Genomic DNA, 26481 nt, shown 5'->3' with positions numbered 1-26481 from the left:
CGTCGGGCTTCGCGACGACCAGCCCAACAATGCTACGGAATAATCGATGCTGTGGCAGGTTGCTCTGGAGTCGGGCGCGGCGGCAAGGGAGCTAGAGCTACCTTGCCATCCGCGCCGTCCATGCCCACCGGGGTGTGGCGACGCTGCAAAGCAGCGAGTTCTCTATTCTCTGCTGCAATCTCCGCGGGCGATCCGTCCACGGCACCCTCGACGATACGAGGCCGGTGCTGCGCTGCCAGCGTTTCTTCGTCCGGCGAATAGCACGGCGTAACCGTACATGGCTTCTCATTTGTCTTGGTTGTTCCAAGAAAGTTGTGGTTGAAATCAGCAGAGCCAGGCACAAGATAGAAGGTCACCGACTGTGCGAAGTAACTCTCATCCGTCGTAGGCAAAATGCGCTTCGGATCAGCGCCGAGATAGCGCACAAGGTACCACTTCGTATTCACGGCCCGATACGCTGAGAGATCCTCCAGGCGCACATCAAAGCCTGTCGCATCCTCTTCCTCGCGACCGGCGCCGTTATCACTGGGCTCATGATCCTTCGCCGGGTCCTTAACACCTACCAGCACCAGCTTGCGATCGGGACTCGCACTAAGACGTTTTGCTGCTTCCGTCAGACAAGTAAGAGCACTGTTCTCAACACGCGCGGGACGCAATGCATCCCTATCGAATGCAATGGAGCACACCTCGTCGACACCGCCAGGCGGCGCGAGCTTTTGTTTCACCTGGGCCTGCAGCGAGAGACCGCTGCCCACGGCCAGCAGAATAGCTGCAATGGCGGAAGCGTGTTGCGTAGTCTGAGCAGAAATATGTTTCATAAAGCCTCTCTCAACCTGGTCGCATCATCTCGTGTTGCGAGTTATTCAGCTGCGAGCGAATACCGCTGTCACCCGCATCTCGCTGTCCTAGTTCGGAATAGATGTCACCGCAGGATGATCCTTCGTCGGAGGGGGCGGCAGCGGCGCCAGTTTGTCATAGCCGCGCTGCCCGTCTGCGCCGATCAGTCCCGGGCCGGGGCCAAGATGTGGCGCATCAACATTGTCCTCTGAGCACGAGTACTCCCGTACCTCATCGCCAGGCTTGCCCAGCAACCACGTGCGCTGATAGTGAATGGGCTCCTTATAGAACTTTGGGTCATCGACAGTCATCTCCACATGTAGATGTCCAATATCCGGCCGTGTCCAGCGCTCGACAACAGTTTGCGCATCGCTGTGAGGATCGGCGTTCTCATCCGCCCATGTTCGTTCCTGCTTGAAGCCGATAGAGTCTACGACAAATGTGTCTCCGTCCCAGGATCCAAGTTCTTCTCCGAAGAAGGATGGATCGGGATCATCCGAATGCTTGCGTCCGTCGAAAGGCACCAGCCGATAGGTCGTATACCAGTAAAGAAAGACTGCATGATCCTGCCCTTGCAACAGTTGGAACGGAAGGCCACTGGCATTGTGCCGTGGCAACCCGCCAACGATGCACAGTGCCTCAGGGTCTACCGTGTGCTCCACGTTGTAGGTGTGAGCCTTCTCCCCCTCCGGCGTAAACGGCAGCTTGTAGCTTGGATAGTCTTTGCCCAGATTCCCCACCGGCTTGTCCGCGGGCGCATGCGACGGCACCCAATATCCGGAGAGATCCGGATGGGGACCGAGCCGCGGCGCAGGACCCTTTGGCAGATCGGCTTCGTTGCGTGAAAATGGAGAATTTGCGCGGCCAGTCTCGTCAGCCGAAGCGGGTTTCTTCGACTGTGCGTTCACACCAAATGTAGTAATCAGGGTCAGCGCAGCTGTCAGTCCAGCCGCTCTTGAAAATGCATGCAAGCTCAAGGTGAGCTCCTTCCAATTGCGTCGAGAATCAAGGGGTTTTGCTGCGCGTGCAGAGCGCAGTCAACTCCCAAAGAGCTGTTTTATTTGCTGAAGATTTGGATGAGTGTAACTGGATTGGCCATCAAGGCTGGCCATCAAGCGTGTTCAGGCGGCGTTCGCGCAATTGCTCAGCGATAGGAGCAACAACAACGCAAACAGCACGGCTTGAAAATGCTGGGCATATCAGGAAGCTAAACGATCCTCCCTGCGCCGTCAAGTAGCCGCCAAGCAGATTGCTTGACAGCATTTGGCATGTTGACTAGAGTTCGATTATGCTCTGCCCTTCGCCCACGCGCTGTTGTTGCCCAAGTCTCTCCCTTGGAATGGGTAGCTTGGCCGCGCACGCGATTGTTGAGCATCTGGGTTCTGCACAAAGCAAAACCCCACTTGCATAAGCAATCAAGGTGTTTAGGATCGAGAGCCCACTCCAGAGAGAGTGGGTTTCTTTTTTGTGCTCAAAGGCTGGCGCCAGCAGAGCGACCTGTCTCATCTCGAAATCTCAAGGAAAAGGACTTGGTATGAAAGTCAAGATTTTCGTTCTATCGCTAGCTTTGGCCGCGACTTTCTCGTCGATACCCGCGCACGCGCATCATTCCTTCGCCGCCGAGTTCGACGGCAATAAGCCGACCCGCCTGGTGGGCAAGATCACCCGCGTAGAGTGGACCAACCCACACTCGTACTTCTACGTGGATATCGTCGATGCCAATGGCAAAGTCACGAACTGGGGTTGCGAGGGTGCGGGCCCCGGCGCGCTAAGCCGCCGAGGCTGGAAGAAAGGCGATCTCAAGCTCGGAGACACCATCGTCGTTGATGGATACCGCGCGAAGGACGGCTCAAATCTTATCGATGCTCGCCGCGTAACCTTCCCAGATGGCCGTTCTGTCTATGGGGGAAGCCCCGGCGACGGAGGTCCCGGCGATAACGGCACCGACCAGGGCAATCTTCCCGGCGCTCCACCCAAGAAAAACTAGGAGAAACCGGCTGTTTCGGCCAAACCTTCGCGCAAGTCAAATCTCTTATGGAACAGCCTCTTCTCCAGCATCTTTGTCAACTCCTCTACGATTCGCAAATCGGCACCGCGATCCGCGAATCCGACAATGCGTTCTCGGTGATCGAGTCTGTGCATGTCTTGTTCATCACGCTGCTGGTGGGGACCATCTCCATCCTCGACCTCCGCATGCTCGGAATCATCCTGCGCGAAATCTCGGTGGCGCGCCTTGCCCGAGCCGTGCTTCCGCTTACATGGGCAGGATTTGTCGTCATGCTCGGTAGCGGCTTCCTCCTCTTCTGGGCCGAGGCCGCCAAAAACTATCTGAACCCAGCCTTCCGGGTAAAGCTTGTCTTGCTCTTGTTGGTTGGTCTCAACCCACTCATCTTCCACACAACCATCTACCGACGAGTAACCGAGTGGGAACACGATCATCGATCCCCTTGGCGCGCGCGTGTGGCCGCATGTGCATCACTTCTGTTATGGAGTGGCGTCATCGCTGCCGGTCGCGCCATCGCATATTTCTAGCCCTTAGGAGGAGATCATCTCGCTCTCACCACAGCACTGGTTCGAGGCGCTTGCCCATTCGCCGCTTGGCCATTACATGCACACCAGCCAGTGGGCTTTTGCTCTGGTCGAGATGGTCCATCTCCTTGCTCTTGCGGCCTTGGGCGGCTCCGTGCTCTTCCTCGACCTGAAACTCCTCGGCCTAACCTTGAGAGGAGAATCGGCCGCTGCAATCAGTCGCGACCTTGGCCGTATCCTGATCATTAGTCTCATTGTCATGATCTCTTCCGGCATCGGCCTGCTCTCGGAAGAGGCAATGAAGTGTTACTACAGTCCGGCCTTCCGCTGGAAGATGGCGCTGCTCGCCACGGCGACCCTCTTTTACTTCACAGTCCATCGCAGGGCGGCACTTCGCGCGGGTATCGGAGCCGCAAACCTTGTCCAGCGAGTTATCGCTATCGTTTCCCTCCTGCTATGGCTTGGCGTTGGGGTTGCCGGCCGTGCCATTGGACTGATCTAGCAGAAATGTAATATCGAGATGAGATGACAAACGACCAACAGAGCGAGGCCTCAAGAATCCCATTCCGCGGCGATGACAGCCAGGTAGACATTCTGCTCTTCGGTGCGCATCCCGACGATGTCGAATGGGGTGCAGGAGGGACGCTTCTCAATTTACAGAGGAATGGCACTTCCTTCGGGATTGTGGATCTCACCCGCGGTGAGATGGGATCTCGCGGGACGCTTGAAGAACGCAACAAAGAGGCGGAGGGCGCTGCAATGTGGATGGGCGCCCGTTTTAGGGAAAACCTTGGTCTGCCTGATTGCGGGATCATTAACTCCGTGGAAAACCGCAGGCTGATTGCGAGTGCAATCCGAAAATGGCGTCCAAAGCTGATATTGGCACCGTACTGGACTGACCGGCATCCTGATCATGCAGCGACTGGAAACCTCATCCGGAATGCCGCCATCTATTGCACTCTGAAGACGTCGAGTGACCCAAATCCTCCGCATAAGCCTTCGGCTTACCTTTACTACCTGCTGCATCACTTCACGCAACCTGGCATGGTCGTCGACATTTCTGAGATTTACCAACGCAAACTTGAGTTGCTTCGGATACACTCCTCGCAATTTTCAAAAACGGCTGAGGGATTTGGAGTATTGCCGGTTGGAATGAACGACTATCTATTCGGATTGGAATCTCGTGACCGGTTCTTCGGCTCGCTGATTGGGGTCCATCACGGTGAGGCATTCGTGAGCGAGGTTCCTTTGAAACTTGGAAGCATCGGCGACCTTCCATCGCTCTGGTGATAATCGGCGCTACACATGCGAACGGATTGCTGAAATCCTGGAGGGCAGCTGTTAATACCTTCTCCATCGATCTGCCAGCCAGCCAATAGGGCATGGAAACATAATGACTTCGTTGCAAGTCTTCCGGAGGTCTTAACCATGAATCGACGTACTTTTCTGTCTGGCGCCACCGCCACTGCAGGCGTCGCGCTTACGCGGCCGGTCTTTGGCACGAAAGCGGGTTCATCAACTCTGAGCCACAAGGAGCGGGTTGACCGGGCTTTGCGTGGACAAGACCTCGATCGTCCGCCCTTCACCTTTTATCACCACTACAAGAGACCAACGGCGCAGCTTGAGCCCCAGGACCATCTCGAGTTCCATCGCACCTATAACACCGACATCGTAAAAGTCATGAATGATTTCGACTATCCCCAATCGACTACCGGCAAATGGCACGAACTCAAGCTGCTGGATTCGCCGTACCCTGATCAGTTGGAAACGCTCAAGCGGGTTCGCGATGGACTGAACGGCGGCGCATACTTTATCGACACGATCTACGGTCCTTATATGACCGCCATGATCCTGTTTCAATCGCAGCCGCAATTTGCAAGCCTGGGGAAATCAGAAGAGGTTCGGGACCAACAGATCAGGAGCCTTCATGATTTTCAGCAACAAAATCCCGACGCGTGGCATAACGCGTTGGAGGCCATCACCCAGTCAACTGTTAACCACATTCGGCATGCCAAGGACATCGGTGCGTCAGGCGCGCTCGTGAGCATTTTCAATGCCGAAAGCAAATTCGGAACTGTCGAGGATTATGAGCGGTATACCCGGCCCTACGACAAACGCGTCTTCCATGCGCTTGCCGATACGAAGTTAACAGTTCTGCACCTGCACTATCTTGAGAGGCCATACCTCGATCAATTCAAAGACTTCAACGCACCCGTCATTCAACATTCCATCAAGACCAGCGGAATTCCAATCTCCGAGCTCCGCAAGCACTATTCTCAGACGATCGCTGGAGGCGTCGATGAGATCGACTACGAGAAATTATCGGTAGCGGACATGCGGAAGCAGTGGACAGAAGCCAGATCCCAGGCCGGAGCCAACTACATCGCCGCTCCAGGCTGCTCCGTTCCAAACGGTTCGACCCCAGAGGAGCTCGCACGTTTTCCCCGAGCGATTGGAATATAAGCATGGGAGACATCTGCGGTACCACGTCGATCTCAAGCGTATTATCGTGACCGTCTCGCGCGGCTGTGGAGGGAATCGGTCATCACCTATCTAAGGAGACAACGGCCTCATCCACCGGGCCATGACGGCATCGACATCAACGCCCGTGGATTCACGGACCAGTCGCGTCAAGTCACCCACCTGCAACGCGCGCTGATTTTTGACACTCCATGCAAGCAGCGCTCGATAAGCGTCACGCATGCTCTTCTGGCCTTTGGTTTGCGATTGAATACGCTCGTCCATCTCCGCAGCTATCAGAAATCCACGACCGAACACATTCATCCCTGTTCGAAAATCACTGGCGTAAAGAAATGAGGCCTCCTCGGACAAAAGCGGCAACGGCATTCGTTTGATGAAGTCTGGCGCGGAGTCAAGAATCCCCTGACTCCTGTTCATCGAACGCTCTCGCAAGGCCTTCGCTTCCTGCTCCGACATGCCCAAAGCTAAAGCCTGCGTCGCGGCATAGCGTCCGAACCCCTCATTGAACCAGATCGTCTCGATGATCGGGGTCAGCTCCCAGTTGTAGGGTTTGTAGCCGACGCCCCATACTCGCTTAGGGACCCAGCAATGTGCCATGTGATGGGCATAGTTAAAGGTCGCGGAGTTGCGGTGTGATTCGGGCGAGCGCGCATTCGTAGCGCTTTCGACGGAAAAGCTAAACGTCCCGCTGTTATCGTGCTCCTGACTGAACCCATAGCTGTGGCCTTCTCGAGGCTTCAAAAACTCCAGTAACGCCGTATACGTGCGAAAGGGAGTATCGCCGAAATACTCCTGAACCCGATCAAGCGCTTCGCGCGCCATCTTGCTTTCTGCATCGAGATCTTCATCGACCTCAGCATACGAAGCAACAATCAGATCAATCTTGCCGGCTAGACTGCGAAACTTCAGGCTTGGCCCCATCGCAACCTGAGAGTCTGCGAGCATGTCAAAGTTGGCCGCGTTTGCCTTCGCCCTTCCCTTTTGGATACTGGTCTTTGGATCAAGCGTGCTCAGTACGGGCCAGTCCGCCGGACCCATGACTTCCAGAGTGCTAACGTTCTTCTCCAGGCCTTCAATGTAGCCAAACACCGAATATCCCAGGATCATTAAATAGCCATCACGGACCTTCGACGACTCCACTGAATTCCGGACCTGGTCCTCCATCTTTGCAATATTGACTTGATATTCGATCCGTCCCACGCTTTGACCTCTTGCTCCAATCGCCCATCGCGGCCCATCCAGATCCTTCTTGCAATCGATGGAATTTCCCTCAGGCGAGAACGCATGGACCTCCTCGACGAAGTCGTCATAGCGAACAAAGGAATATCCTCCTGGATACGATCTCGGGATCACAAGGTTGACGGGAGCAGGAAGAGGCGTCTCAGGCGTAATCTGCAGGCTTACACGCGCTTCCCCAGCCCCCGCATAACGAAGCCGGTAAGACGATAGGCCCTGTTGAGAGGGCCCAGCAACGAGTTGCGCTGAAACGCAAAAATTACACAACAGCGCGGCAAGCAGAGTGGAATGAAGAATACGAAAACGATTCTGACCCAACATGGCTCAGGGTTCCAGTCTTGGGCGGATTCAAGCAGCAAACGTAGCTTAACTCAAACCTTCCGACCGTCGTGGACTTTCATGCTTGCCCCACACGCTTCCTGCCTGAGACAGTGATTGAGATGAAACGAACACGCCCTCATTTTCGCCTATCTGTGGTTCGCCTCCGCCTTGCGCGATTCGCATTATGCCTTGTTGTCGCGATGGGAGTTCTCTCAACCTCGTGCGTGGCCCAGCCAAATGCGGCTAACGAGAAGATCAGTGACCTCAAGATTACGATCCTGTCCACAATGCTTGTAAGCACACCCGGCGGCATCGGCGAATGGGGATTTTCAGCGCTGGTGCAGGCCAACGGTCACCAGGTTCTTGTCGATACCGGTGCCGCTCCGGAAACCGTCCTGAGAAACGCTCAAACGCTAGGCGTCGACCTCTCCAAGGTAAGAGACGTGATTCTCACCCACAACCATGACGACCACACCAGCGGACTGCTGACCTTACGGCAAGCCCTAAGCAAGCGTAACCCCGAAGCTCTATCTCGTGTCTACGTAGGGCCGGGTATCTTCTGGAGCCGCCCCTCGAAGAATGGCGAAGAAAACACCATGATCGCCACCCGGTCCGCCTATGAAGCCACCGGTGGCAAGTTCATTGAAGTACCCGCATGGGAGCAGATCTTCCCCGGAGCGTGGCTGAGCGGGCCGATCGACCGCAAGTATCCAGAAAAGAACTGGAGCTCTCTCGGCAAAGTCCTGACGCCCACAGGCCTCGCTGAAGATACGATTCCTGAAGACCTATCGCTCATACTCAACACCTCTCGCGGCCTAGTCGTAATCACCGGATGCGGCCACGCCGGGATCGTCAATATCCTCACTCAGACAGCGAGCAAGTTTGAAGGCCAAGCCGTTTTCGGTGTCGTAGGCGGACTTCATCTCTTCCGTCAGACAGACTCTCAGTTGGACTGGACCGCCGACAAATTAAAATCCTTCCGAGTCGAGAACATCCTGGGAGCGCACTGCACCGGAATCGAAGCCGTCTACCACCTACGGCAACGTATAGGTCTTGATCGCAAAGCTTTGCTTGTCGGCAGCGTCGGCGCGCAGTTCACCTTGCAGGACAGCATCATCCCTGGCGAGTTGGAACGTTGATCCGTCTACTGACCAAGGCTCCGTTGCATCACGGTTTCTCGAGTACAAGTCAGTGAAACTCGATGCCTAAGTTTCGCCTGCTTGCATCTTTTGAGCGCACGAATATCAATGGATCGCAATTAGAACTTCCCTTTGCTGCCAGTTGACTCGACCGTGCCCTCTCGCTCGCCGGTCCATTTACCCGACCCTTCTTGACATAAACGATTGAATTATCTGGATAGGCATTGCCAGCGTCGACCAGAGCGCTTTGTACGTAGAGGTTGTGAAGAGCTAGAGTTGGCTATCAAAAGTTTCGGTGGTGGGCCACTTCACTCAGTCTTCTAATGAAGAAACTGGCAATAGTCTGCTCGGATTACCTATGCGAAAGTAACGGAGGCAGCGAATGACATCGAATACAGCGGAACCTCCAGCAAGGCACGCATGACCGGGGAGTTTGGCTGGAAGGGGGAGCTCATCACGAAAGTGGAAGGCGGCAAGATCATCCTCGTATCCAGTGGTGGCAAGCAATCCCAGGATGCCACGATCGCGGCTGCCGTCCCTGAAGTTCTGAAAAACAGGCTATTGCGTAGACCCAGATGTTGGCGTAGCTTAGCGCTCCACGATAAGAGAGAAGGTGATCTTTTGGCCCACCCACATGGGATCGAACCGGAGCCTGGTCGGATCGGGAGGTCACGCGGCAGGCAGTTCGGATTGCAAGGGCAGAACGTAGACGTCCTCAGCTCGCTGATCGGTCCGTGAAGGCGACCGATTTGCAGTCAGAACCGCAGCAAAAGATCATGGGACAGGCGGTATGTGAATTCGTGGAGCGGCTTCTTTGCAGACTCGCGAGCCAAAGATTGCGGTGTGCCTCAAGAACAATTTTCTCGCCGAAAATGTCGCGATAACGCATGAAAGTAGGCGTCTGCACTGCCGCCACGGAACATCGACCGAGCGCAGCGAGGATGATCAAGATGGTGGATAACCGCCATCAAGCTCGCCGAACAGCAGTGCTGCTCAACTCAAAGTCTAGTTCCAGACCACGCGTGAGGCAAGGTTCCATTTTCTCGGCTACAGAAACGGCAAGAGGGCGGGAAGAGGGTTCGGGAGAAACCAAAGCGGTTTCTCCCGATGCGGCGCTAAGGTTCGGCGCTTTCCAAGAGAAAGCCCCGGATGTCTCCGGGGCGTAGAGCAAGATTCGATGTCGTTCGCGGCGGGACTAAGCTGCTTTCTGTTTCTTCGCTGCTGCCCTATTCTTCGGAGTGTGGACAAGAGCTGGCGTTTCTTTGGCTTTGCTCGTGGTCTTCCTCTTGGATGTCTTTACAGCAAGTGGAGCAAAGACCGCCTCAGCTTCCGCCAGTAGATCGGGCTGATCACCACGCGGAATATCGATATGATCGGTCAAGATCAGTCGCAAGGCGAAGCTGGTTAGCTTGTCGTCTGCCGTACTGGTGAGTGCGGCGAGTACGATTTCCGCTCCTGTCTGCTTCACGTTCTCCCTATTTCCGGCAAAGTGGTTGGCTACTTGTTCAAGGAAGTCATAGGGATCGATTTGGACTAGCAGTCGCAAGAACATGCGAAGCTGCACAGCGGTAAACGTCGCCGGGGCATGGTCGAGGATGCGATCGAAAGTCACAGCGCGGGTCTTGGTCAACTTTTCCCGGCGCTTCTGCTCGGCCTCATATTCTTGCTGCCGTCGTTCCTGCTCCACTTGGAGCTCCTTTTCTTGGCGCTGTTGTTCGGCTTCATGCTCCTTGCGGCGCTGTTCATACTCCGCTCGACGCTGTTCGGCCTGTTCTTCTGTCTCCTCCTCGGGTGCCGGCTCCATGATCGGAGCCGGGTTCTCAGCTTCCTGTCTGGCGAGACGCGCAACCGTAGCGGGATCATGCACCGAGCAGTGGTTCTCGGTGCAAACGGTGACGGTCTTTCCAGCATTGCGTCCGAAGACGATCAAGGCTGATTTCGCGTTGGGGCATGGCGGCTCGGCATCCGGGTTGTCAGGTGCATCGAGTTCCCGATAAGAGTGTTTGGTAAGGATTCCGGGACGCTGTTCTTTGGCTGGTCGCCACGTCGTTTCGATCTGCACAAGATCAGGCCGCGCTAGAAGCTCACGGTCGATATGTGTTGCTACCTTGGTTTGGTAGCAGGCCCCGTCAAGGCATTATGTGGAATCTGAGCAACTGGCAAGTATTTTCCGCCGGATCGTTGCCGCCGCGCATCCTGGGGGAGACGAAATGGAACTTAATGGAACTCCCGTTTCGCATGACCTTCGTCGCCACCCAGAGATCATCTGTTGGCGGAATGACTTCCGAGCCGACTACAATCTGCCCGGAACATCATATTGCGGAGTTCATTCACGAATGTTGTCGTGAGGTCCCCATAAATCACCCTAATAGTCGTATCGCCCGTCACGACATTTCAAACACCACCACCAATAGGGAGGTATCAGCACTTACGTATCAAGACAAGATCGCTACCTGAGACGAGCACCCTACTATCGCCCTTACTCTGCCACTGCCGTTCACTCCGCCCGCAAAGCCACCATAGGATCAACCGACGCCGCACGTCGCGCCGGAATGAAACTCGCCAGGAACGCAATCCCAAGGAACAGCAACACGGCTAACGCCAGAGTCCCCCGGTCATGCGCCGTAACCCCATAAAGAGTCGCCGTTATCAGCTTCGTAAGCACCTGAGAAGCGATCAAGCCAATTGCAGCTCCACTCACAGCCATCACCTCGCCCTCGCGAAGGACTGCCAATAGGATGCGCCTACGTTGCGCCCCCAGCGCAATCCGCAATCCGATCTCATGCGTTCGCTGAGTCACCGTGTAAGCAATGACCCCATACAGTCCAACGAATGCCAGGCACCCTGCAAGCATTGCAAAGAACCCTAGCGCAAACATCTCAAACCGCACCAGCGACTGGTTATCATCCAGCCGTTCCTTCATCGTCTTCATGTCATAGATCGGTTGCGAAGGATCAATAGCCGCCACAACACTTCGCACCAACGGAGCCAGGATACTCGCCCTTTCCTCACTACTCAGCACAAAGGTCATATAAGTCCAATCGCGTTGAGTGTAGGGAACGTAAAACTGCGCTAACGCTTCACTTCGCGGACCAAACCGTCGACTCTCGCCAACCACCCCGATCACTGTCGGGTTCTGTTCACAAAAGAATGCGCAGTGAATCGTATGTCCCAGCGGATTCTGATTCGGCCATAATTTCTCCGCCAGATCACGGGTGACAATCACAACCGCATTACTCGTCTTCGTGTCACGCTCATTGAAGTCGCGGCCCTCAATCAATGGCGTCCCGATCGTTCTGAAGTATCCGCTGCTGATAATACGCGGGGCTGCTGTTTGCCGCCCAGTTTTGGTACCGTCCGGTTGAACAGGGAACTCCATATCAGCCCGTGTATCCAGCGGAAGCGTACTGACCGCGGCAGCGGACTTCACTCCAGGTAATTGACCTAAGCGTCCAAGAGCATTCGTATAGAACTGTGCCAACGCGGGCGTTGTCTTCTCCACCGCGTATGGCGCGCCATGCAAGGATATCGAAAAGCTCAAAACACTGCGCGTCTCATAACCCAGCGGAACCCGATTCAGATTCACTATCGTTCTCATCATCAGCCCCGCTCCAATGAGCAGTACAAAGGCCGTCGCGATTTCCCCGGCAACCAAAATCTTCCTCAGCCGCGCGCCCGACTTAGACACTCGCCAGACCCCGGCCTTCAACGCCGTTGCCGGGTCTTCATGACTCGCCTGCCAGGCGGGAATCATGCCGAACGCAAGGCCCGTCAGTGCCGCGATCAAGCCTGTAAAGATCAGTACTCCGGTATCAATCGCTGGCCGCGGAAAGTTCTCCAATGCTGCAGGCTTGAACACGTAAAGCAACTGTAACGCCAACTTCGCAAATAGAATTCCAATCGCAGCCCCCGCCAACGCAAGGGTCACCGACTCGATCAACTGTTGTCGCACCAACCGCCCTCGCGCAGCACCTAACGCAGCCCTCAAAGCAAACTCCGCCCTGCGCTGAGCAGTGCGTACCAGAGTAAGTCCAGCGATGTTTGCGCACGCGATCAGCAGCACCAACGTCACGGCCCCGCTTAGCAAAAGAAGTGAACTCCGGATAGATTTGGTTAGCTTGCCTGCAATAGGACTAAGCACTGGTATCTGATCTTCCGCCATTTTCTGATTACCATTGCGATTCTGAGCACGAGCCGTGAATTCTGCGCGCATCTGTTCTGGCGTCACGCCATCGCGCATCCGTACAATCACCCACGTCATGTATGCCCCGCCCTCGCGCAAAAAGGTATTCTCGTCAAATATCGTTGGCGTCCAGACATCAGTATTAGAGGGAAAATCCATCGTCTTCGGCATCACGCCAATCACTTTGAACGTCTGCCCATTCAGCGTGATCGTCTTACCTAACGCAGAAGTCTCACCGTGGAATTTGCTGTGCCAGAGTCGGTCGCTGATCACCGCTACCGCGTCGTTTCCCGGAACGTCGTCGCTCGCCTGAAACGCACGGCCAAGCCAAGATTTAACCCCAAGCACATCGAAGAAACGCGCGCTCGTCTCCGAGGCTTGCAGCCGTTGTGAACCATTAGATTCATAGCTGAAGTTGACACCGCCTGAGGAGTACATCGAAGCCGCCTCAATCGTCTTAAAGCTCGCAGCCTGCGCGTTGAAAGCACTCTCATAATTCTTGGAACTCATGTCGGGCGCTAGCCCATCTCTATAGAAGTTATCCAGGTCGAATACGCGGGCCGGCTCATCGAAGGGCAACTGTCGCAGAAGAGTCGCATGCACTAAGGTAAACACCGCCGTGTTCGCTCCAATTGCAAGTCCAATCGTCAATACCGCCGTAATGCTGTAAGTAGGCGAGTTGCGCAACTTTCGCACGGCGTATCGCGCGTCCGCCCAGACGCTTTCAATCGTGACCGCAGCGTCCGAACGATGCGTCCGTTCCTTGATAAGAGTCGTGTTGCCAAACCGCAGCATCGCATCGCGGCGCGCTTCCGCAAGCGTCATCCCACGCGTCACGTTATCCTCAATGCGCAGCTCAAGATGCGCGAGGATTTCGGCATTGATCTCACTCTCGACGGCGTCACGACGGAAGAGATTTTGAATACGGCGCATCAGAGACATTCAGCACCTCAAACCAACATGCTCTTAAATAAAAACGCACAAACGACTCATGCATAAGACTGAATCGCGCGAATTCCCTTCACTAGGTACTCAAAGCTCTCCTCCGCCGCAAGCAACTGCTTACGCCCCTGAGCCGTAAGCTTGTAGAACTTCGCCTTGCGATTCGTCTCCGTCATTGCCCACTCGGAGCTGATCCACCCACTCTGCTCCATTCGATGCAGCGCCGGGTAAAGAGAACCCTCTTCAACCTGCAGCAGCTCCGCAGAAGCCCGCTGAATATGCAACACAATCCCATACCCATGCAGTTCTCTCATCTGCGCAAGAGTCTTCAATACCAGTAGATCCATCGTGCCCTGCAGATCGTTCTTAGCCATTCGATACACCTGCACCGCTCAATCTGATGAACGATACGCCTAGTTGTATAGGGGTGTCAATACGCGCCGTAACTTTACTCGGAAGCCTGCTTCTCATCTTGATGAGGCCAGCTCAATGAAGGGTAATTTGCGTATTCTGAGTATGCAGGGTGGATTTCCATGACCAGTTCTTCGACGTGATACGCCTACCCTTCCCGAATCGTCCCACGGAGAGTCGTCATACTACTTCAGATCTTTACTATCGAGACGTTCTCAATCTTGTAGGACCGCGACATTTAACGTCGGCCTTACGGTTGTAATTTGCACGAGGCCCGTAGAGATCCGCCGTGTCGGGCCAGCAGGTGTTGGTACATCCGCTAGTTTGAGCAGCAGCTTTTCGTAGGCGGAAATGCCGTCCTCGACGGCGGCCTGTTCTGCCTCACCGAGCGGGATTTCCTGCAGCAAACGCAGCAAGTGTTCTTTGCCTTCCAGCAACAAAGCGGCGGTAGAGTCCTTCGGCATGTAGAAATCGCACTTCGCACAGGCCATGCGATGTGGACACTGTTCAAAGAAATCGTAGGTGCAGTAGCCGTGTCCGAGATCATAGAACTTCCACGGCTCACTTAAGGTCACGCCAGCGCGAACCGCGTCCTGGTCGATCAGGACTTCGATGGCGCGAAGGTTGCGGGCAAAGTAGCCGGCGTCGGCATACGACTTGGCCAACTTGAGCGGAGTGATCTTAGCATAGTGCTGGGTTGCGGATGGGCTGGCATGGCCAAGCCATTCCTGCAACTCGAAGAGCGTCATGGGCTCTTTCGCGTTGAAGAGTTGTGAAGCGATGGTCGAGCGCGCACGATGCGTGGTGATGTTGCCGCGAACGTCGGCGAGCGGAACGCCAGCCTTTTTGCAGAGCAGCGGGATGAGGGTCCTGTTTATGTATGTCTTGCCTATGGCCGTGTTCCGAATCAAGAAGAGGAAGGCGACGACCTCGCCAGTCTTCCAATCCGGTAGTTTTGTGCCTTGGGGACGCACCTTCTCCCATGCGGAAATGGCCTCACCAACAAGGTGGTCAACCGGCTTGGTGAACGACTTTCCGGTTTTGTTGACCGGGACATCAAGCAAACAGACGGCATCGGCGGGAAGGAGTTCGCCTGTGCCTGGCACCGTGGCATCGTCCCGCTGCCAGCGTATGCAGCCTACCCGCAGACGGAGGATCTCGTTGTTGCGAAGGCCAGCGAAGAGCCAGATGACTGCGAGCGCTCCGCACATCTGAATTGGATAGCTGGTCGGACGCGGCCGACTACGCCGCGAGGGACCTTTATACGGAAGATCTTCTGCTACGAGATTTAGACCGGCCCATACGAGCTTGGCCCAGACATCGTCGGCGATCACGCGGGGGTTGGGGCCGATCAGTGCGGTCAGACTCTTCGGGGCGGTCAGATGCCGCATGGGATCGAACCTACGCGGAATAAGTTCCCACTCCTGTAGATCGCGAAAGAGAATGCGAAGCGAGCAGATGCGATCCGCCCGGGTGCCTGGCGCCAGCATCTTACCGCGGCTCTTGACATGCACCGGATCGACGCTGCACCAATCGCCGCCATGCCACTGGCAGACAACGGAGATGAACTCGGCGGCAAGATCGCGGGTCCAGTCGGCGGGTGACAGGACTGTTGGATGCGTCTGACCGAGCCACCGCCCGACGTTGAGCAGAAAGTAATAGCTCTTTGTTCTGGAACGCTTCGCATCCACGGAGCGGTCAAACCAGATGCGACAAAGCCGGACCCACTCCGCGGGCACACCAGTGGTAAGTGCGGGGGAAGACTTCTTGTCCAAGACCGGGCGCTTAATCTCCATCGCCTCGGGTATCGTACCCATGCTGGCCAACACGCGCGAAAAGGCAACAATACACCAGCTTCCGATCCGGCGCGGTCGACGCGCAATGGTAGCCTCAAGATGTTCGACCGTCAGTTGGCCGAGGTGGGGCGAGCGGATGAACAGCAAAGCCTCAAAAGCAGTTCGCATGACGTTGTTGCGTGTGCCAGCCTTCGCATATCCCCACTCCAGGAGCAACGCCTGCACACGTTCCGCCACGGTCTTCATGTACTCGCGGCCAAACACCTTGCGGGCGAGACACGAATAGACGAGGTGGTCGCTCTTGAGGCGGTGCAGGTCGGAGAATCCACAGATCAGGTAGGCAATCGCCAGGATGTGCTGACGTCCCGCTTGCCGTCGGTCTATGGAGTCGATCCATTCCTCGGAGCTCCATCCCCAAAAGGACAGCTTGCGCTCCGCCATCTCTCGAAGAAAAAACAGCAATACGTACTTACGCTGGTTGGGGATGATGCCGGTGTAGTCCAGAGCATCGTTCAATGGCTGCACCAGTCTCTTGAGCGACGGTCCGAAATCCATCGTTCGCCCATACCGATAGAAGCGATAGGCTTCTGCGTAGCGAGTCAGCACGTCCTCTTCGTCGGCGGTTAGCGTGCTGGAGCGATCGTATCGGTCCAGATCAAGCGGCCAAACCCACGGGCCGTCGTCGGCCTTCTTCGGCTTCTCCTTTTCCGGTCCCCACTGCGCTCGCGCGCACTTCTGGACGAGTTGCTTCCGTTCTGCAGTCGTCAATGTCTCGTACCATAGGCCGATGTTGTTATGCCATGGCTTGCCATCTCTTCGTACTCTCTTCTGCTTCACTGGCCCACCTCCGACAGCATCTGTGCGCGACGGGCATGGATCTGCGCCATGCTTGCCGCGAGCTTCAGAGATAGGTCGCGGCCACTGAGATGGATATAGAGCAATGTGGTCTGCACGCTGCGATGGCCGGCGAAACTGGCGATCTCATGAATGTCCCAACCGGCGCGGGCAAGGTCGGTCAAACAGAGGTGGCGAAGAGTGTGCGTCGAGAATCGCTCAATGCCAGCCCTGCGTGCAAGCTGCAGGACGATCTTCGACCAGCTCCATATCGAAATCGGCCTGGCGTAGTTACGGCGAGACTCAGACAGAAAGAGCGGACCACGCTTCTTGCCCAACGCTCGGCGGTGTTCGAGATACCGCAAAAGCAGCTCGCCACTTGAAGCGGAGTACGGAAGAACGCGCTCGCGATGTCCCTTGGTGCTCTCCGCGCGAATCCTGAGCATGCGCCGAGCCGGGTCAATGTCGCTGCTCTCAAGGCTGCAGAGTTCTTCGCGACGCAGCCCTGCATCATAGGCAAACGCCAACATGGTCCTGTTACGAATCGACTCCTGACGTGCTGAAGCAAGAATCGAATGCCAGTCCTCTTCGTTCGGTATCCAGGGAAGCTTATGATGCCGAGCAACCATGCCACGTCCACTGCCCGTCTGCGCCGCGGGGTTGTTCGGACGTACTCCTTCCTCCATCAGATAGGCATGGAACAGGCGAACTACTGTTAATAACTGCTGAACCGTAGCGTTGGACAACTTGCTCTCGCCACCGTGCAACGCAGCGAGATAAAGACCCAAATCGCCACGGGTTGCAGAGATGGATGCGACGCAACGTACCTTCAGAAAAGCTAGATACCGCTCCAAAGCCCGTGAGTAGGCGTCCAGTGTGTTGAGAGCCAGGCCTCGATGCGACTGCAACGTGAGCCACGAGCTGGCATGAGGGTCCGCCGCAACCAGCGGGCAACGGTCCCAACGGATAGGATGGACAACGAACTCAAATGGCAAGTAGACCTCCTTCTGGAGATCAAATAAGAACAGATACGGCGGTGCGAAGGGTGTCAGGATGCGCGGCGGCAACGATCCGGCAGAAAATACTTGCGGTTGCTCAGATTCCACATAACTTACACTGGTCACCCTGTACATCGGCGAAGAGGCTTGTGTTGTATCCGCTACGACGAGGGCAGCTCACGCAAGCTCCGGCATCCGGATTGAGGGTAGTGTCTTCCCGGTCAAATGGAGCGTCGGCCAAAGCGAGATAGAGGTTAGTTTCGATCCATGCGGCAACGTGCTTGGCGGGTAGAAGATGCGGCTCTTTGTCGTTCCAGTCCTTTCGCCAGCACTGCTCAAAAGCATCGGCTTGGTGCTCTTGTGGCAAACGAGCAATGAGGTTGGCGTGGCTGGCGGTAATGCGCTCTTCCACAAATGCCTGGGCCACGTCGGGGATAAGTTGCAACAAAGACAGACGAGCATAGATGTGGGACGCGCTCTTTCCCGACTTCAAGACAAGCGCGGCCACATCGTAACCGGGCATGTCGAGTAAACGTTGGAAGCCCTGCGCCTCTTCATAAGGATGCACATCGACCCTTTGAGAGTCCAATCCAGCCGGCACCCCAGCCGAGCACTCCGGCGCCAAACAGCGCACCGAAGAGTCCTGGAATCGCATCTTGAAAACGACCGCTCAGCATCCGAATTCCGGCGAAAATCAGTCCGCCGAAGCAGATAACGGCACCCGCATAAATCGCGAAGGTCTTAAAACTTCCCATAAGCGTTTGCGCGCCTGAGAAGTCCATCGTTCCTTGTGCGTGAGCTACTCCCGCAAAGGAGAGCGCGACAAGCGTCGGCCCCGCTATACGGACGGCGCGTATCAATTGAGAGGTGAAAGCGAGCCCTCTCCATTTCTGGACGAGAACGAGGACAGGACGTTGGGGAATTCTGGAAGGAGTGAATCTGCTCTTGTTGAACATCGGCACCTCCAACGACTGGTCTCAGTCGCGGTATGTCGTGATCATTCGTCAGAACAGATTTTTCGTCTAATACTTCGTTTTTATCGGGGGGCTGATATCTACACCGTATCGGGGCTAATCACGCCGTCAATCCTGACTGAGTAGCTCCAGTTGGATTGGGTCATTCGTCTCGCGCATGGAAGGACTCTTTGCCCGTCTTTCTGGGACCGGCGACGTTGCCTTACTCAGTTTCCTCTTAAGCTGGCGGATCACGACAGGAAGTGTTTTGGGATAACGATCCGAACGATAGATCAAGGCTGTATCTACAGTCCAATCGACACCGACGATTGGACGTGTAGTCAATGCGCTGTCTAGTAATACTCCTTCTCGAACCAGGGCGAAGCCGTAGCCGTCCTTCACCAGCGATTGCATTTCTAGGGGATGAGAAGCACGGGAATATGCTCCAATCTGAATACCGACACCTCTGAGCAATTCAAGAAGTCTCTGATGCGCTCCAGGGTGACGTTCTGGGTGGTAAAAAATCTTCAAGTTGTCTGCAATATCCTGGAGCGCAAGCGCATTCTTGGACGCTAAAGGATGATCTGCCCGTAAACACATGACTAACCGATCGTGACACAGATCTTCTATTTTCAAATCTGAGTTATCCACTGGGCGAGTGACAATTGCAGCGTCGATCGAGCCAGACACAACTTCGTCGATCAGCTGGGTTGTATCTTGACGTTCCGGCTGAATCGAACAACTCGGAAGCAGATCTTTGTGGATTTGGCAGAGCTCACTAAAGAGGGCCGGATCGGCAAGCGGAGAACATCCGAAACGCACGACGATTAGATCGTCATGTTCGATTGCAACTAATGCCTCCATCGCTTCTTCTCGGGCGTCCAGAAGGCCCTTGGCAATGAGTTTGAAGGCCTCCCCAGTTCGGGTTGGCTTGATGCGCCCGTCTTTTAACTTCTCGTACAGTTGGACAGATGCGGCTTCTTGAAATTGCTTGGCTTGAATACTGAGATTCGGTTGGGCAGTGTGGAGCTTTTCCGCGGCCGCGCGAAATCCCTGTTGCTCAAGAATCGAGAGCAGATATCGAAAATGGCGAAATTCGGCCCAGTCGTACATAGCCCTCCAGCGCATACCAGCAAGAGCGATGTGTCATGCATATCGAGCGGAGCAGCAACTCGACCTGTGGAAATCTTGCCAGTGATTATGGCCGAAATCAATAAAGAGCAGCAAAAGTGGCCAAACTTACTTCGAAGGGCTGTCGTCCCCTAATGTTGAGAACTGAGATTTCTATAGTTAGGAACTCGGTACAGTGCTGATAAATCCGATTTATCAGTCCCCCGATAAATAGAAAGTATTGGACATACCTCGACGTTCGGCAACACCCTCAAAATGTTCGACACCGATGACAATAGCCCGCTGGGCCCGAAGATTCCAACCCGCCGCAGGAAAGGCGCGTGGTGACAAAGGTGATGGCACATGACTGACTATCAAAGGTTTGAGTCCCTTCTCGCTCAAGACGGCGTGGACAAATCCCGCGCTCACAACCCAGGCAATGCGGGAGTTGAGATGGAAGAACTCCCCGCAAGGGAAATCGAACGTCCTCTATCGGCAACAGAGTTAGCACCCATCATTGGGCTACACAGCGTCACAATTCTGCGATGGGCAAGGGAAGGACGTATACCACACCACCGCCTCTCAGCTCGCAAGATCGTCTTTCTGCCTAGCGAAATTAACCACTGGATTGCTGGCGGTTCGGGTCTGTATCCTGTCCCTGTCGGTCATGCCGCCTAACCGAAAGGACTAGACGACATGAACAAAATCAAAGCACCCATCTTCGCGCCCAGGCGCAAACGTTATCAAAGCGGCTCTTTGAAAATCGAGAGAAGAAAAAGTGGACCTGATGTTTGGGTTTTTCGGTGGCGTAATGAAGCCATCGATGGCGAGACGATAAGACGCAAAGTCGTTCTCGGAACGGTGAAAGAACTCAACAAGACACAGGCTCAAAAGAAGGCAGAAGAACAAAGGCGACTTCTTAACGAACCAAAGCAAGAAGCTGTCGATTGTAATATGAGTGTCGCTGAGCTTGTCACTCACTACGCTGAGCGAGAGCTTGGTGACGACTCTGGCAAGGCAGAGAAGCCCCGTAAAGCGTATCGATATATCTTCAAGAACTACGTATTGCCAAAGTGGGAAGCTCTTCCACTGCGTGCAGTGAAAGCAGTGGCGGTTGAAGATTGGCTCAAAACCTTGCCCTTGGCAAATGGGTCTAAAGCCAAAATACGTGAGGTGTTTGGCGCGGCATTCCGCCACGCCATACGCCACGAGTTCTACCCTACGAATCCCATCGCGAGTGTTCGGCAACCAAGAAAACGGGCCGAAGAGCCCGAGATTCTTGAGCCCGACGAAATCACACTCGTCCTTCGCGAGCTCACTGGAATCGAGCCTGTCCGAACTGCATTCCTTATTGCTGCAATTATGGGAATGCGCCGAGGTGAGATTTTCGGTCTCAAGTGGGCAGACGTAAACCTGGACCGTGCAATCCTGCACGTTCGACGGTCTTACGTCGATGGCGTTGAGGGGCCTCCGAAGACGGAGTCCTCCCGGCGCCCTTTGCCCATTCCGCCGCAAGCAGTGGATGCCCTCAAGGCATGGAAGGATAAGTCGTCCTACGCCTCACCAGGCGACTGGGTGTTCGCGTCCGACGTATCTTTTGGCAAGCAACCGCTGTGGCCCGGAACGCTCTGGCGCAGGCACGTCGTTCCTGCAATCGAACGCGCAGGGATCACTAAGCCCAAACTGGGTTGGCATACGCTCCGCCGCTCGTACGCCTCCCTGCTCTTATCAACCGGCATTAGCCTTCGAGTGAGCATGGAACTGATGCGGCACTCGACGCCAGACATGACGTTGGCGACCTATGCACAGACGGTGGGAGATGAGAAGAGAAACGCCGGGGAAAAAATAGCGTCCTTGGTGTTAAAAGGGGATAAGGTCGCCTAGAAATCCTTGATGGACCCTTATTGGACCCAGATCGATTCCCAGTCCCTTAATGGACCCAGATTTCGGATCTAAGTTATTGATTTAATTGGTGGAGCTGAGCGGGATCGAACCGCTGGCCTCCTCGTTGCGAACGAGGCGCTCTCCCAGCTGAGCTACAGCCCCACATTGGAGATGACTTGTCTAGTTTAACAGCGCGAAGGCAATCCGCCAACTCTGCAGCAAGTCGCCGCCCGCAGATTCCCTTCGCGCTGTTCCATTCCTACAGATGATTCATGTTGACCAGGAACTCTGCGTTGTTGCGCACCTTCTCCAGGCGGCTGACAAGCAGTTCCATGGCTTCGACCGGCGACAACGGGTTGAGCACCTTGCGGAGCACCCAGATGCGCTGCAGGTCTTCCTTGGGGATGAGCAGCTCTTCCTTACGGGTGCCGGAGCGCTGGATGTCAATGGCCGGGAAGACGCGCTTATCGACCAGCTTGCGGTCGAGGATCACTTCCATGTTGCCAGTACCCTTGAACTCTTCGAAGATGACTTCGTCCATGCGTGAGCCGGTATCGACGAGCGCCGTGGCAATGATGGTGAGCGAACCGCCTTCTTCGATGTTGCGAGCCGCACCAAAGAACCGCTTCGGCCGCTGCAGCGCATTCGAATCCACACCACCCGAGAGCACTTTGCCCGAGGGAGGAACGATCGTATTGTAAGCACGTGCAAGACGGGTGATCGAATCCAGCAGGATGACAACGTCGCGCTTGTGTTCCACCAGGCGCTTGGCCTTCTCGATCACCATTTCGGCAACCTGAACGTGGCGTGCAGCAGGCTCGTCGAAGGTCGAGCTGATCACTTCGCCCTTCACCGAACGCTGCATGTCCGTCACTTCTTCCGGACGCTCATCGATGAGCAGAACGATCAGGACCACTTCAGGATGATTCGTCGTCACCGAATTGGCGATCGATTGCAGCAGCATCGTCTTACCGGTGCGGGGAGGAGCGACGATCAGGCCGCGCTGCCCCTTGCCCACAGGGGTCAACAGATCCATGACGCGACCGCTGGTCTGCTCGCGCACCGTCTCCATCTTGATACGTTCCTGCGGATAGAGCGGCGTCAGGTTGTCAAAGAGGATCTTGTTGCGCGTCTCTTCCGGAGACTCAAAGTTGATCGCCTCGATCTTGACCAGCGCAAAATACTTCTCGCCCTCATGCGGCGGACGAACGTTGCCGCTGATGGTGTCGCCCGTCTTGAGATCGAACTTGCGAATCTGCGAAGGCGAAACGTAGATGTCGTCCGGACCGGGCAGGTAGTTGTAGTCCGGGGAACGAAGGAAGCCATAACCGTCGGGCAGGATCTCAAGCACTCCCTCAGCGAAGATGTGGCCTTCTTTTTCGCTCTGCGCCTGAAGAATCTTGAAAATCAGGTCCTGTTTGCGCAAGCCGCTCGCGCCTTGAATATCGAGAGTCCGCGCAATGCGGCTCAATTCAGTGATGTTTTTTTCTTTTAATTCAGCAATGGTCATGGATTCCTGCAAATGCCTTCTAAGTCACCTGGAGGCCAGGCGGATAGACGAGGGGGATGGAGTGAAGTGGGTTGGTGCACCGGAGAGGTATTGCGGGGTGGGGGAAAGCGGGGTGGTGCAGGCCGCGCGCTTAGGCTGCGCGGCGCTGCTCTACCGAAGGTACCGTCTGGATCTCAGGCTCTACGATGGGGGCCGACATTCCAGGGTTGGCGTTGCGAAATCGATAAAGAACTTCGTTGGTCGTGTCCTGCAGGCGGCTGTTGGGCTTGTGCAGCTTCCGGGTTGCCTTGCTCGCCAGTTGGCACAACTGGTAGCGGTTGGACACATGAGTAAGTGCCCCAAAAATCAGTTCCGAGCGCATATGCATCGTTCTCCTTTGTGGTAATCACTGCCCGGTCTTCCCGGTGCAGAGGACGGCCGTTGATCGGCACGGTCCTATTTTGTGTGCTGCCAACTATTAGACGCAGGAAGAGAGGCAGGAGTTCTAAAAACTTACAGCCATTTCCCGGTTGAGATCCAGAGCAGACAAACCCTGAAGCTCGTGATCGGTTACACCGTACTCCCAACGAATTGGGTCAATCTGCTCAATCCAGTCCACATTCCACCGAATTTCTGACACACCACCACGTTACTGGTGATCCGCAAAAAAGCATATGGATGCGGGATTGAGGCGACACCGGGCGCAACCAGCCTGTCTTCACTGCTTGCGCTAATCGGCCTTGTTGGATAGCAATAACGAATCTATACCCAAGATCGGTGCAGGTCAACCCTTTTTTATAACACGTTTCACCTAAATTCCCCAAATAACGCGGGGCAGCCCTGAATGGGAAACTCGCGCAAACCACGCGGACGATGCTCAGTCAGCATCCTCGTCGGAAACGACTGCAACCTGCCATCGCAGCCGGTGATGGGTGTCCGGCTCCAGTTGCGTGGGCTTCAACTGCGTCCGCGTCCGTGCGCAATACAGCGTACCGTCCGGTTCAATGCACTCGGGGCTTCCGTCCGCACTCCAGAAGGATAGCAATCGTCCAGGCGGCAACCGCTCTGCCCGCCGGCTCAGCATCGCATCCACCGAAAAAAGCCGGACAAACATCATCGCGACCATGGGAAGCGCCACCACCAGCGCATCCCGGCTTTCAACCAGAATCGACATACCCGGAACATCCCTTCACAGTGCGCGTCGAAGCGAGGAATTGGCCCGTCGCACTTGGGATGCTTATCGGAAGGAAGTCTTAGAAGGATGAAGGGACTTTAGTAATGAGATAACTTCGAATGCTTTTTATAATGCATTCTTGCGGCGAGCGTGGACAGGCCGGCCATCCGGATCGATGCAGGCAGGACGCCCCTTTGCATCCAGCCCCCCGATCTGTCGGCGCTGCTCAGCCTGCTTCTTCGGCTTTCCAAACAGTTCATCCAAGCGAAAGAACCCTGCAAAGAGCAACCCCACCATGGGGATAGCAACAAGGAGAGCATCGGCGTTCGATTCAAGAATTGTCATTTTTCTCCGTCCTACCGCTCGCTGAAGATCTCGCGCAAACCTCAAAATGAGGGTGCTGTAAGCTCATCGGGCAGGATCTCAATCGCTTCAACTTACAGAAGTAATCTGATCGAACTGACAAAACACTAACATTGAGTTACCGGCAACCTCCATACAACCCATTACCTATTACCCTGTCCCCCAAAAGTTGAATGCTGCGCGATACAACCTTTTGAATCGAAGTCAAGCCCAGTAGCTCCGGTCCAGCGTCCGGTATTGGATCGCCTCGGCCAGATGGCCTACCGTCAACCCCTGTGACCCTTCCAGATCGGCAATGGTCCGCGCCACCTTCAGAATGCGATCATGCGCCCGGGCGCTCAATCCCTGCTGCTGCATCGCCCTTTCCAGGAGCCGCTCGGCGTCCGCGCCAAGCTCGCAGTAAGCGCGAATCTGCCGCGTCGCCATCTGCGCATTGGCGTAGATACGCTCACCGGCCTGCTCAAAGCGTACTCGCTGGCGCTCTCGCGCCTGCATCACGCGATCCCGGATCTGTGCCGAGCCTTCAGCCGCCGCGCCGCCGCGAAGTTCCTTGTATTGCACAGCTGGCACCTCGATATGAATATCGATTCGGTCCAGCAAAGGCCCCGAAACTTTGGCCACATAACGCTGAATCATCGGCGGGGTGCACTGGCATTCCCGCGACTTGTCGTTGAAATAGCCGCAAGGACAAGGATTCATCGCCGCCGCCAGCATGAACCGCGCCGGAAACGTCAGCGACATCGAAGCCCGCGCAATCGTCACCGTATGATCCTCGAGCGGCTGACGCATCACCTCCAGCACGTTGCGTGGAAACTCCGGCAACTCATCCAGAAACAGCAGCCCATTATGCGCCAGCGAGACCTCGCCCGGCCGCGGAATCACTCCGCCGCCAATCAGCCCGGCATCCGAAATCGTATGATGCGGAGCCCGGAACGGCCGCTGCGCAACGAGCCCCTGCGCTGCATCCAGCACTCCGGCAACTGAATGAATCTTGGTCGTCTCTAACGCTTCCTCGAAGGTCAACGGCGCAAGAATGGACGGAAGCCGCTTGGCCAGCATCGTCTTGCCAGACCCCGGCGGCCCAATCATCAGAATGTTATGCCCACCTGCTGCTGCCACTTCCAGCGCGCGCTTGGCCGTCTGCTGCCCACGCACATCCGAAAAGTCCGATGGATAGTGAATCAATTCGTTCAGCAACTCGTCCGTCGCCACGCGAAACGGCGGCCGCTGCACCTGGCCCATCACGGTTGAGTTCAGCAGCTCAATGACCTCGCTGAGCGAAGCCACCGGGAAGACGTTCACTCCCTCCACAACGGCAGCCTCAGCCGCGTTGACCGCCGGAAGAATAAGGTTGGCGATCCCGCGAGCCCGCGCCAGCACGGCGATCGACAGGATGCCAGGCACGGGACGCAGACTGCCGTCGAGGCCCAGTTCCCCGACCAGCAGAAAGCGGCTCAGGTCCGCAGCACCACTTTGCACTCCGTGCAAAGCCCCATAAGCGCTCAGAATCCCGATGGCAATCGGGAGGTCAAAGCCCGCGCCTTCCTTCTTGATATCCGCTGGTGCCAGGTTGATCGTGATGTGTGTCGGAGGAATCAGATAGCCGGAGTTCTTCATCGCTGCACGCACGCGGTCGCGGCTCTCCCGCACCGCCGCATCCGGCAGCCCGACGGTATGAAACTTGTCCTCGTCAGACACGGTTCCGCTCAGGTCTACCTCGACGTCAATGAGATTGGCGTCGATGCCGTATACAGCTGCGCTCAGCACTTTAGCTAACATGGAAAGGTGTCAGCGAGTGTAA

Annotated in this window: 24 protein-coding genes and 1 tRNA gene; 8 read left to right on the top strand and 17 right to left on the bottom strand. The window is 55.7% G+C overall.

Annotation, left to right across the window (positions count from 1 at the left end):
* Positions 1-32: 32 nt before the first annotated feature.
* Positions 33-818, bottom strand: coding sequence for an OmpA family protein (locus tag AC5S27_RS07430; RefSeq protein ID WP_493933924.1), 786 nt, complete (start codon positions 816-818; stop codon positions 33-35).
* Positions 819-905: 87 nt separating this feature from the next.
* Entirely contained in the window at positions 906-1814 is a 909-nt protein-coding gene (locus AC5S27_RS07425) for a hypothetical protein (RefSeq protein WP_493933923.1), read from the bottom strand.
* Positions 1815-2371: 557 nt separating this feature from the next.
* Here AC5S27_RS07425 and AC5S27_RS07420 point away from each other — a divergent pair.
* The 5 genes from AC5S27_RS07420 (at position 2372) to AC5S27_RS07400 (ending at position 5829) form a co-directional block, all read left to right on the top strand.
* Positions 2372-2824: a DUF6152 family protein gene (locus AC5S27_RS07420; RefSeq protein WP_493933922.1), complete on the top strand. Its 453-nt coding sequence runs from the start codon at positions 2372-2374 to the stop codon at positions 2822-2824.
* Between the two features lie 47 nt (positions 2825-2871).
* Positions 2872-3369, top strand: coding sequence for a DUF6644 family protein (locus tag AC5S27_RS07415; protein ID WP_493933921.1), 498 nt, complete (start codon positions 2872-2874; stop codon positions 3367-3369).
* A gap of 13 nt (positions 3370-3382) precedes the next feature.
* Complete coding sequence (locus AC5S27_RS07410) at positions 3383-3868, top strand: DUF6644 family protein (RefSeq protein ID WP_493937283.1); 486 nt, start codon at positions 3383-3385, stop codon at positions 3866-3868.
* 23 nt (positions 3869-3891) lie between these two features.
* Positions 3892-4656 carry a bacillithiol biosynthesis deacetylase BshB1 gene (gene bshB1 / locus AC5S27_RS07405; RefSeq protein WP_493933920.1) on the top strand — a complete coding sequence of 255 codons (765 nt, stop codon included), beginning with the start codon at positions 3892-3894 and terminating at the stop codon, positions 4654-4656.
* Positions 4657-4794: 138 nt separating this feature from the next.
* Positions 4795-5829 carry a uroporphyrinogen decarboxylase family protein gene (locus AC5S27_RS07400; RefSeq protein WP_493933919.1) on the top strand — a complete coding sequence of 345 codons (1035 nt, stop codon included), beginning with the start codon at positions 4795-4797 and terminating at the stop codon, positions 5827-5829.
* A 90-nt stretch (positions 5830-5919) separates the two neighbouring features.
* Here the strand turns inward: AC5S27_RS07400 and AC5S27_RS07395 are convergent, their stop codons facing one another.
* On the bottom strand, positions 5920-7404 hold the full coding sequence (locus AC5S27_RS07395; protein WP_493933918.1) for a M61 family metallopeptidase: 1485 nt from the start codon (positions 7402-7404) through the stop codon (positions 5920-5922).
* A 224-nt stretch (positions 7405-7628) separates the two neighbouring features.
* On the opposite strand from AC5S27_RS07395, the gene AC5S27_RS07390 reads away from it, so the two are divergent.
* On the top strand, positions 7629-8543 hold the full coding sequence (locus AC5S27_RS07390; RefSeq protein ID WP_493933917.1) for an MBL fold metallo-hydrolase: 915 nt from the start codon (positions 7629-7631) through the stop codon (positions 8541-8543).
* A gap of 1195 nt (positions 8544-9738) precedes the next feature.
* Here AC5S27_RS07390 and AC5S27_RS07385 read toward each other — a convergent pair.
* From AC5S27_RS07385 to AC5S27_RS07350, 8 genes are all read right to left on the bottom strand, one after another.
* Complete coding sequence (locus AC5S27_RS07385; RefSeq protein WP_493933916.1) at positions 9739-10605, bottom strand: hypothetical protein; 867 nt, start codon at positions 10603-10605, stop codon at positions 9739-9741.
* 435 nt (positions 10606-11040) lie between these two features.
* On the bottom strand, positions 11041-13659 hold the full coding sequence (locus AC5S27_RS07380; RefSeq protein ID WP_493933130.1) for an ABC transporter permease: 2619 nt from the start codon (positions 13657-13659) through the stop codon (positions 11041-11043).
* Between the two features lie 56 nt (positions 13660-13715).
* Positions 13716-14042, bottom strand: coding sequence for a PadR family transcriptional regulator (locus tag AC5S27_RS07375; RefSeq protein ID WP_493933131.1), 327 nt, complete (start codon positions 14040-14042; stop codon positions 13716-13718).
* A 252-nt stretch (positions 14043-14294) separates the two neighbouring features.
* The gene (locus AC5S27_RS07370) at positions 14295-16712 is read right to left on the bottom strand and encodes a tyrosine-type recombinase/integrase (RefSeq protein ID WP_493933132.1); all 2418 of its coding nucleotides are present in this window, start codon (positions 16710-16712) and stop codon (positions 14295-14297) included.
* A complete protein-coding gene (locus tag AC5S27_RS07365; protein WP_493933133.1) occupies positions 16709-17704 on the bottom strand; it encodes a tyrosine-type recombinase/integrase in 996 nt (331 codons plus the stop codon). The genes AC5S27_RS07370 and AC5S27_RS07365 overlap by 4 nt, the downstream gene beginning before the upstream one ends.
* A 100-nt stretch (positions 17705-17804) precedes the next feature.
* A complete protein-coding gene (locus AC5S27_RS07360; protein ID WP_493933915.1) occupies positions 17805-18275 on the bottom strand; it encodes a ParB/RepB/Spo0J family partition protein in 471 nt (156 codons plus the stop codon).
* Positions 18262-18663, bottom strand: a complete 402-nt coding sequence (locus tag AC5S27_RS07355) for a hypothetical protein (protein WP_493933914.1) — start codon at positions 18661-18663, stop codon at positions 18262-18264. The genes AC5S27_RS07360 and AC5S27_RS07355 overlap by 14 nt, the downstream gene beginning before the upstream one ends.
* Before the next feature lie 126 nt (positions 18664-18789).
* Positions 18790-19773, bottom strand: coding sequence for a LysR family transcriptional regulator (locus AC5S27_RS07350; RefSeq protein WP_493933913.1), 984 nt, complete (start codon positions 19771-19773; stop codon positions 18790-18792).
* A gap of 360 nt (positions 19774-20133) precedes the next feature.
* On the opposite strand from AC5S27_RS07350, the gene AC5S27_RS07345 reads away from it, so the two are divergent.
* Together AC5S27_RS07345 and AC5S27_RS07340 are read left to right on the top strand one after the other, a co-directional pair.
* Positions 20134-20448, top strand: coding sequence for a helix-turn-helix transcriptional regulator (locus AC5S27_RS07345; RefSeq protein ID WP_493933912.1), 315 nt, complete (start codon positions 20134-20136; stop codon positions 20446-20448).
* Positions 20449-20466: 18 nt separating this feature from the next.
* Positions 20467-21654, top strand: a complete 1188-nt coding sequence (locus tag AC5S27_RS07340) for a tyrosine-type recombinase/integrase (protein WP_493933911.1) — start codon at positions 20467-20469, stop codon at positions 21652-21654.
* An 86-nt stretch (positions 21655-21740) separates the two neighbouring features.
* Here the strand turns inward: AC5S27_RS07340 and AC5S27_RS07335 are convergent.
* From AC5S27_RS07335 to AC5S27_RS07310, 6 genes are all read right to left on the bottom strand, one after another.
* Positions 21741-21816, bottom strand: a tRNA-Ala gene (locus AC5S27_RS07335).
* A 97-nt stretch (positions 21817-21913) separates the two neighbouring features.
* Positions 21914-23164 carry a transcription termination factor Rho gene (gene rho, locus AC5S27_RS07330; protein ID WP_493933910.1) on the bottom strand — a complete coding sequence of 417 codons (1251 nt, stop codon included), beginning with the start codon at positions 23162-23164 and terminating at the stop codon, positions 21914-21916.
* A gap of 130 nt (positions 23165-23294) precedes the next feature.
* A complete protein-coding gene (locus AC5S27_RS07325) occupies positions 23295-23525 on the bottom strand; it encodes a DNA-directed RNA polymerase subunit omega (RefSeq protein ID WP_493937282.1) in 231 nt (76 codons plus the stop codon).
* 495 nt (positions 23526-24020) lie between these two features.
* The gene (locus AC5S27_RS07320; RefSeq protein ID WP_493933909.1) at positions 24021-24317 is read right to left on the bottom strand and encodes a hypothetical protein; all 297 of its coding nucleotides are present in this window, start codon (positions 24315-24317) and stop codon (positions 24021-24023) included.
* 126 nt (positions 24318-24443) lie between these two features.
* Positions 24444-24662, bottom strand: a complete 219-nt coding sequence (locus AC5S27_RS07315) for a hypothetical protein (protein ID WP_493933908.1) — start codon at positions 24660-24662, stop codon at positions 24444-24446.
* 222 nt (positions 24663-24884) lie between these two features.
* Positions 24885-26459, bottom strand: coding sequence for a YifB family Mg chelatase-like AAA ATPase (locus tag AC5S27_RS07310; RefSeq protein ID WP_493933907.1), 1575 nt, complete (start codon positions 26457-26459; stop codon positions 24885-24887).
* Between the last annotated feature and the right edge of the window lie 22 nt (positions 26460-26481).

This window comes from Acidicapsa borealis, assembly GCF_059115245.1.
This window is presented reverse-complemented; position numbering and strand designations above follow the sequence as displayed.

Excerpts from the sequence above, each read along its gene's own strand:
- AC5S27_RS07430 (WP_493933924.1), bottom strand. The coding sequence starts at position 818 with ATGAAACATATTTCTGCTCAGACTACGCAACACGCTTCCGCCATTGCA.
- AC5S27_RS07420 (WP_493933922.1), top strand. The coding sequence starts at position 2,372 with ATGAAAGTCAAGATTTTCGTTCTATCGCTAGCTTTGGCCGCGACTTTC.
- AC5S27_RS07415 (WP_493933921.1), top strand. The coding sequence starts at position 2,872 with ATGGAACAGCCTCTTCTCCAGCATCTTTGTCAACTCCTCTACGATTCG.
- bshB1 (WP_493933920.1), top strand. The coding sequence starts at position 3,892 with ATGACAAACGACCAACAGAGCGAGGCCTCAAGAATCCCATTCCGCGGC.
- AC5S27_RS07400 (WP_493933919.1), top strand. The coding sequence starts at position 4,795 with ATGAATCGACGTACTTTTCTGTCTGGCGCCACCGCCACTGCAGGCGTC.
- AC5S27_RS07395 (WP_493933918.1), bottom strand. The coding sequence starts at position 7,404 with ATGTTGGGTCAGAATCGTTTTCGTATTCTTCATTCCACTCTGCTTGCC.
- AC5S27_RS07380 (WP_493933130.1), bottom strand. The coding sequence starts at position 13,659 with ATGCGCCGTATTCAAAATCTCTTCCGTCGTGACGCCGTCGAGAGTGAG.
- AC5S27_RS07375 (WP_493933131.1), bottom strand. The coding sequence starts at position 14,042 with ATGGCTAAGAACGATCTGCAGGGCACGATGGATCTACTGGTATTGAAG.
- AC5S27_RS07355 (WP_493933914.1), bottom strand. The coding sequence starts at position 18,663 with ATGTTCAACAAGAGCAGATTCACTCCTTCCAGAATTCCCCAACGTCCT.
- AC5S27_RS07350 (WP_493933913.1), bottom strand. The coding sequence starts at position 19,773 with ATGTACGACTGGGCCGAATTTCGCCATTTTCGATATCTGCTCTCGATT.
- AC5S27_RS07345 (WP_493933912.1), top strand. The coding sequence starts at position 20,134 with ATGACTGACTATCAAAGGTTTGAGTCCCTTCTCGCTCAAGACGGCGTG.
- AC5S27_RS07340 (WP_493933911.1), top strand. The coding sequence starts at position 20,467 with ATGAACAAAATCAAAGCACCCATCTTCGCGCCCAGGCGCAAACGTTAT.
- rho (WP_493933910.1), bottom strand. The coding sequence starts at position 23,164 with ATGACCATTGCTGAATTAAAAGAAAAAAACATCACTGAATTGAGCCGC.
- AC5S27_RS07325 (WP_493937282.1), bottom strand. The coding sequence starts at position 23,525 with ATGCGCTCGGAACTGATTTTTGGGGCACTTACTCATGTGTCCAACCGC.
- AC5S27_RS07320 (WP_493933909.1), bottom strand. The coding sequence starts at position 24,317 with ATGTCGATTCTGGTTGAAAGCCGGGATGCGCTGGTGGTGGCGCTTCCC.
- AC5S27_RS07315 (WP_493933908.1), bottom strand. The coding sequence starts at position 24,662 with ATGACAATTCTTGAATCGAACGCCGATGCTCTCCTTGTTGCTATCCCC.
- AC5S27_RS07310 (WP_493933907.1), bottom strand. The coding sequence starts at position 26,459 with ATGTTAGCTAAAGTGCTGAGCGCAGCTGTATACGGCATCGACGCCAAT.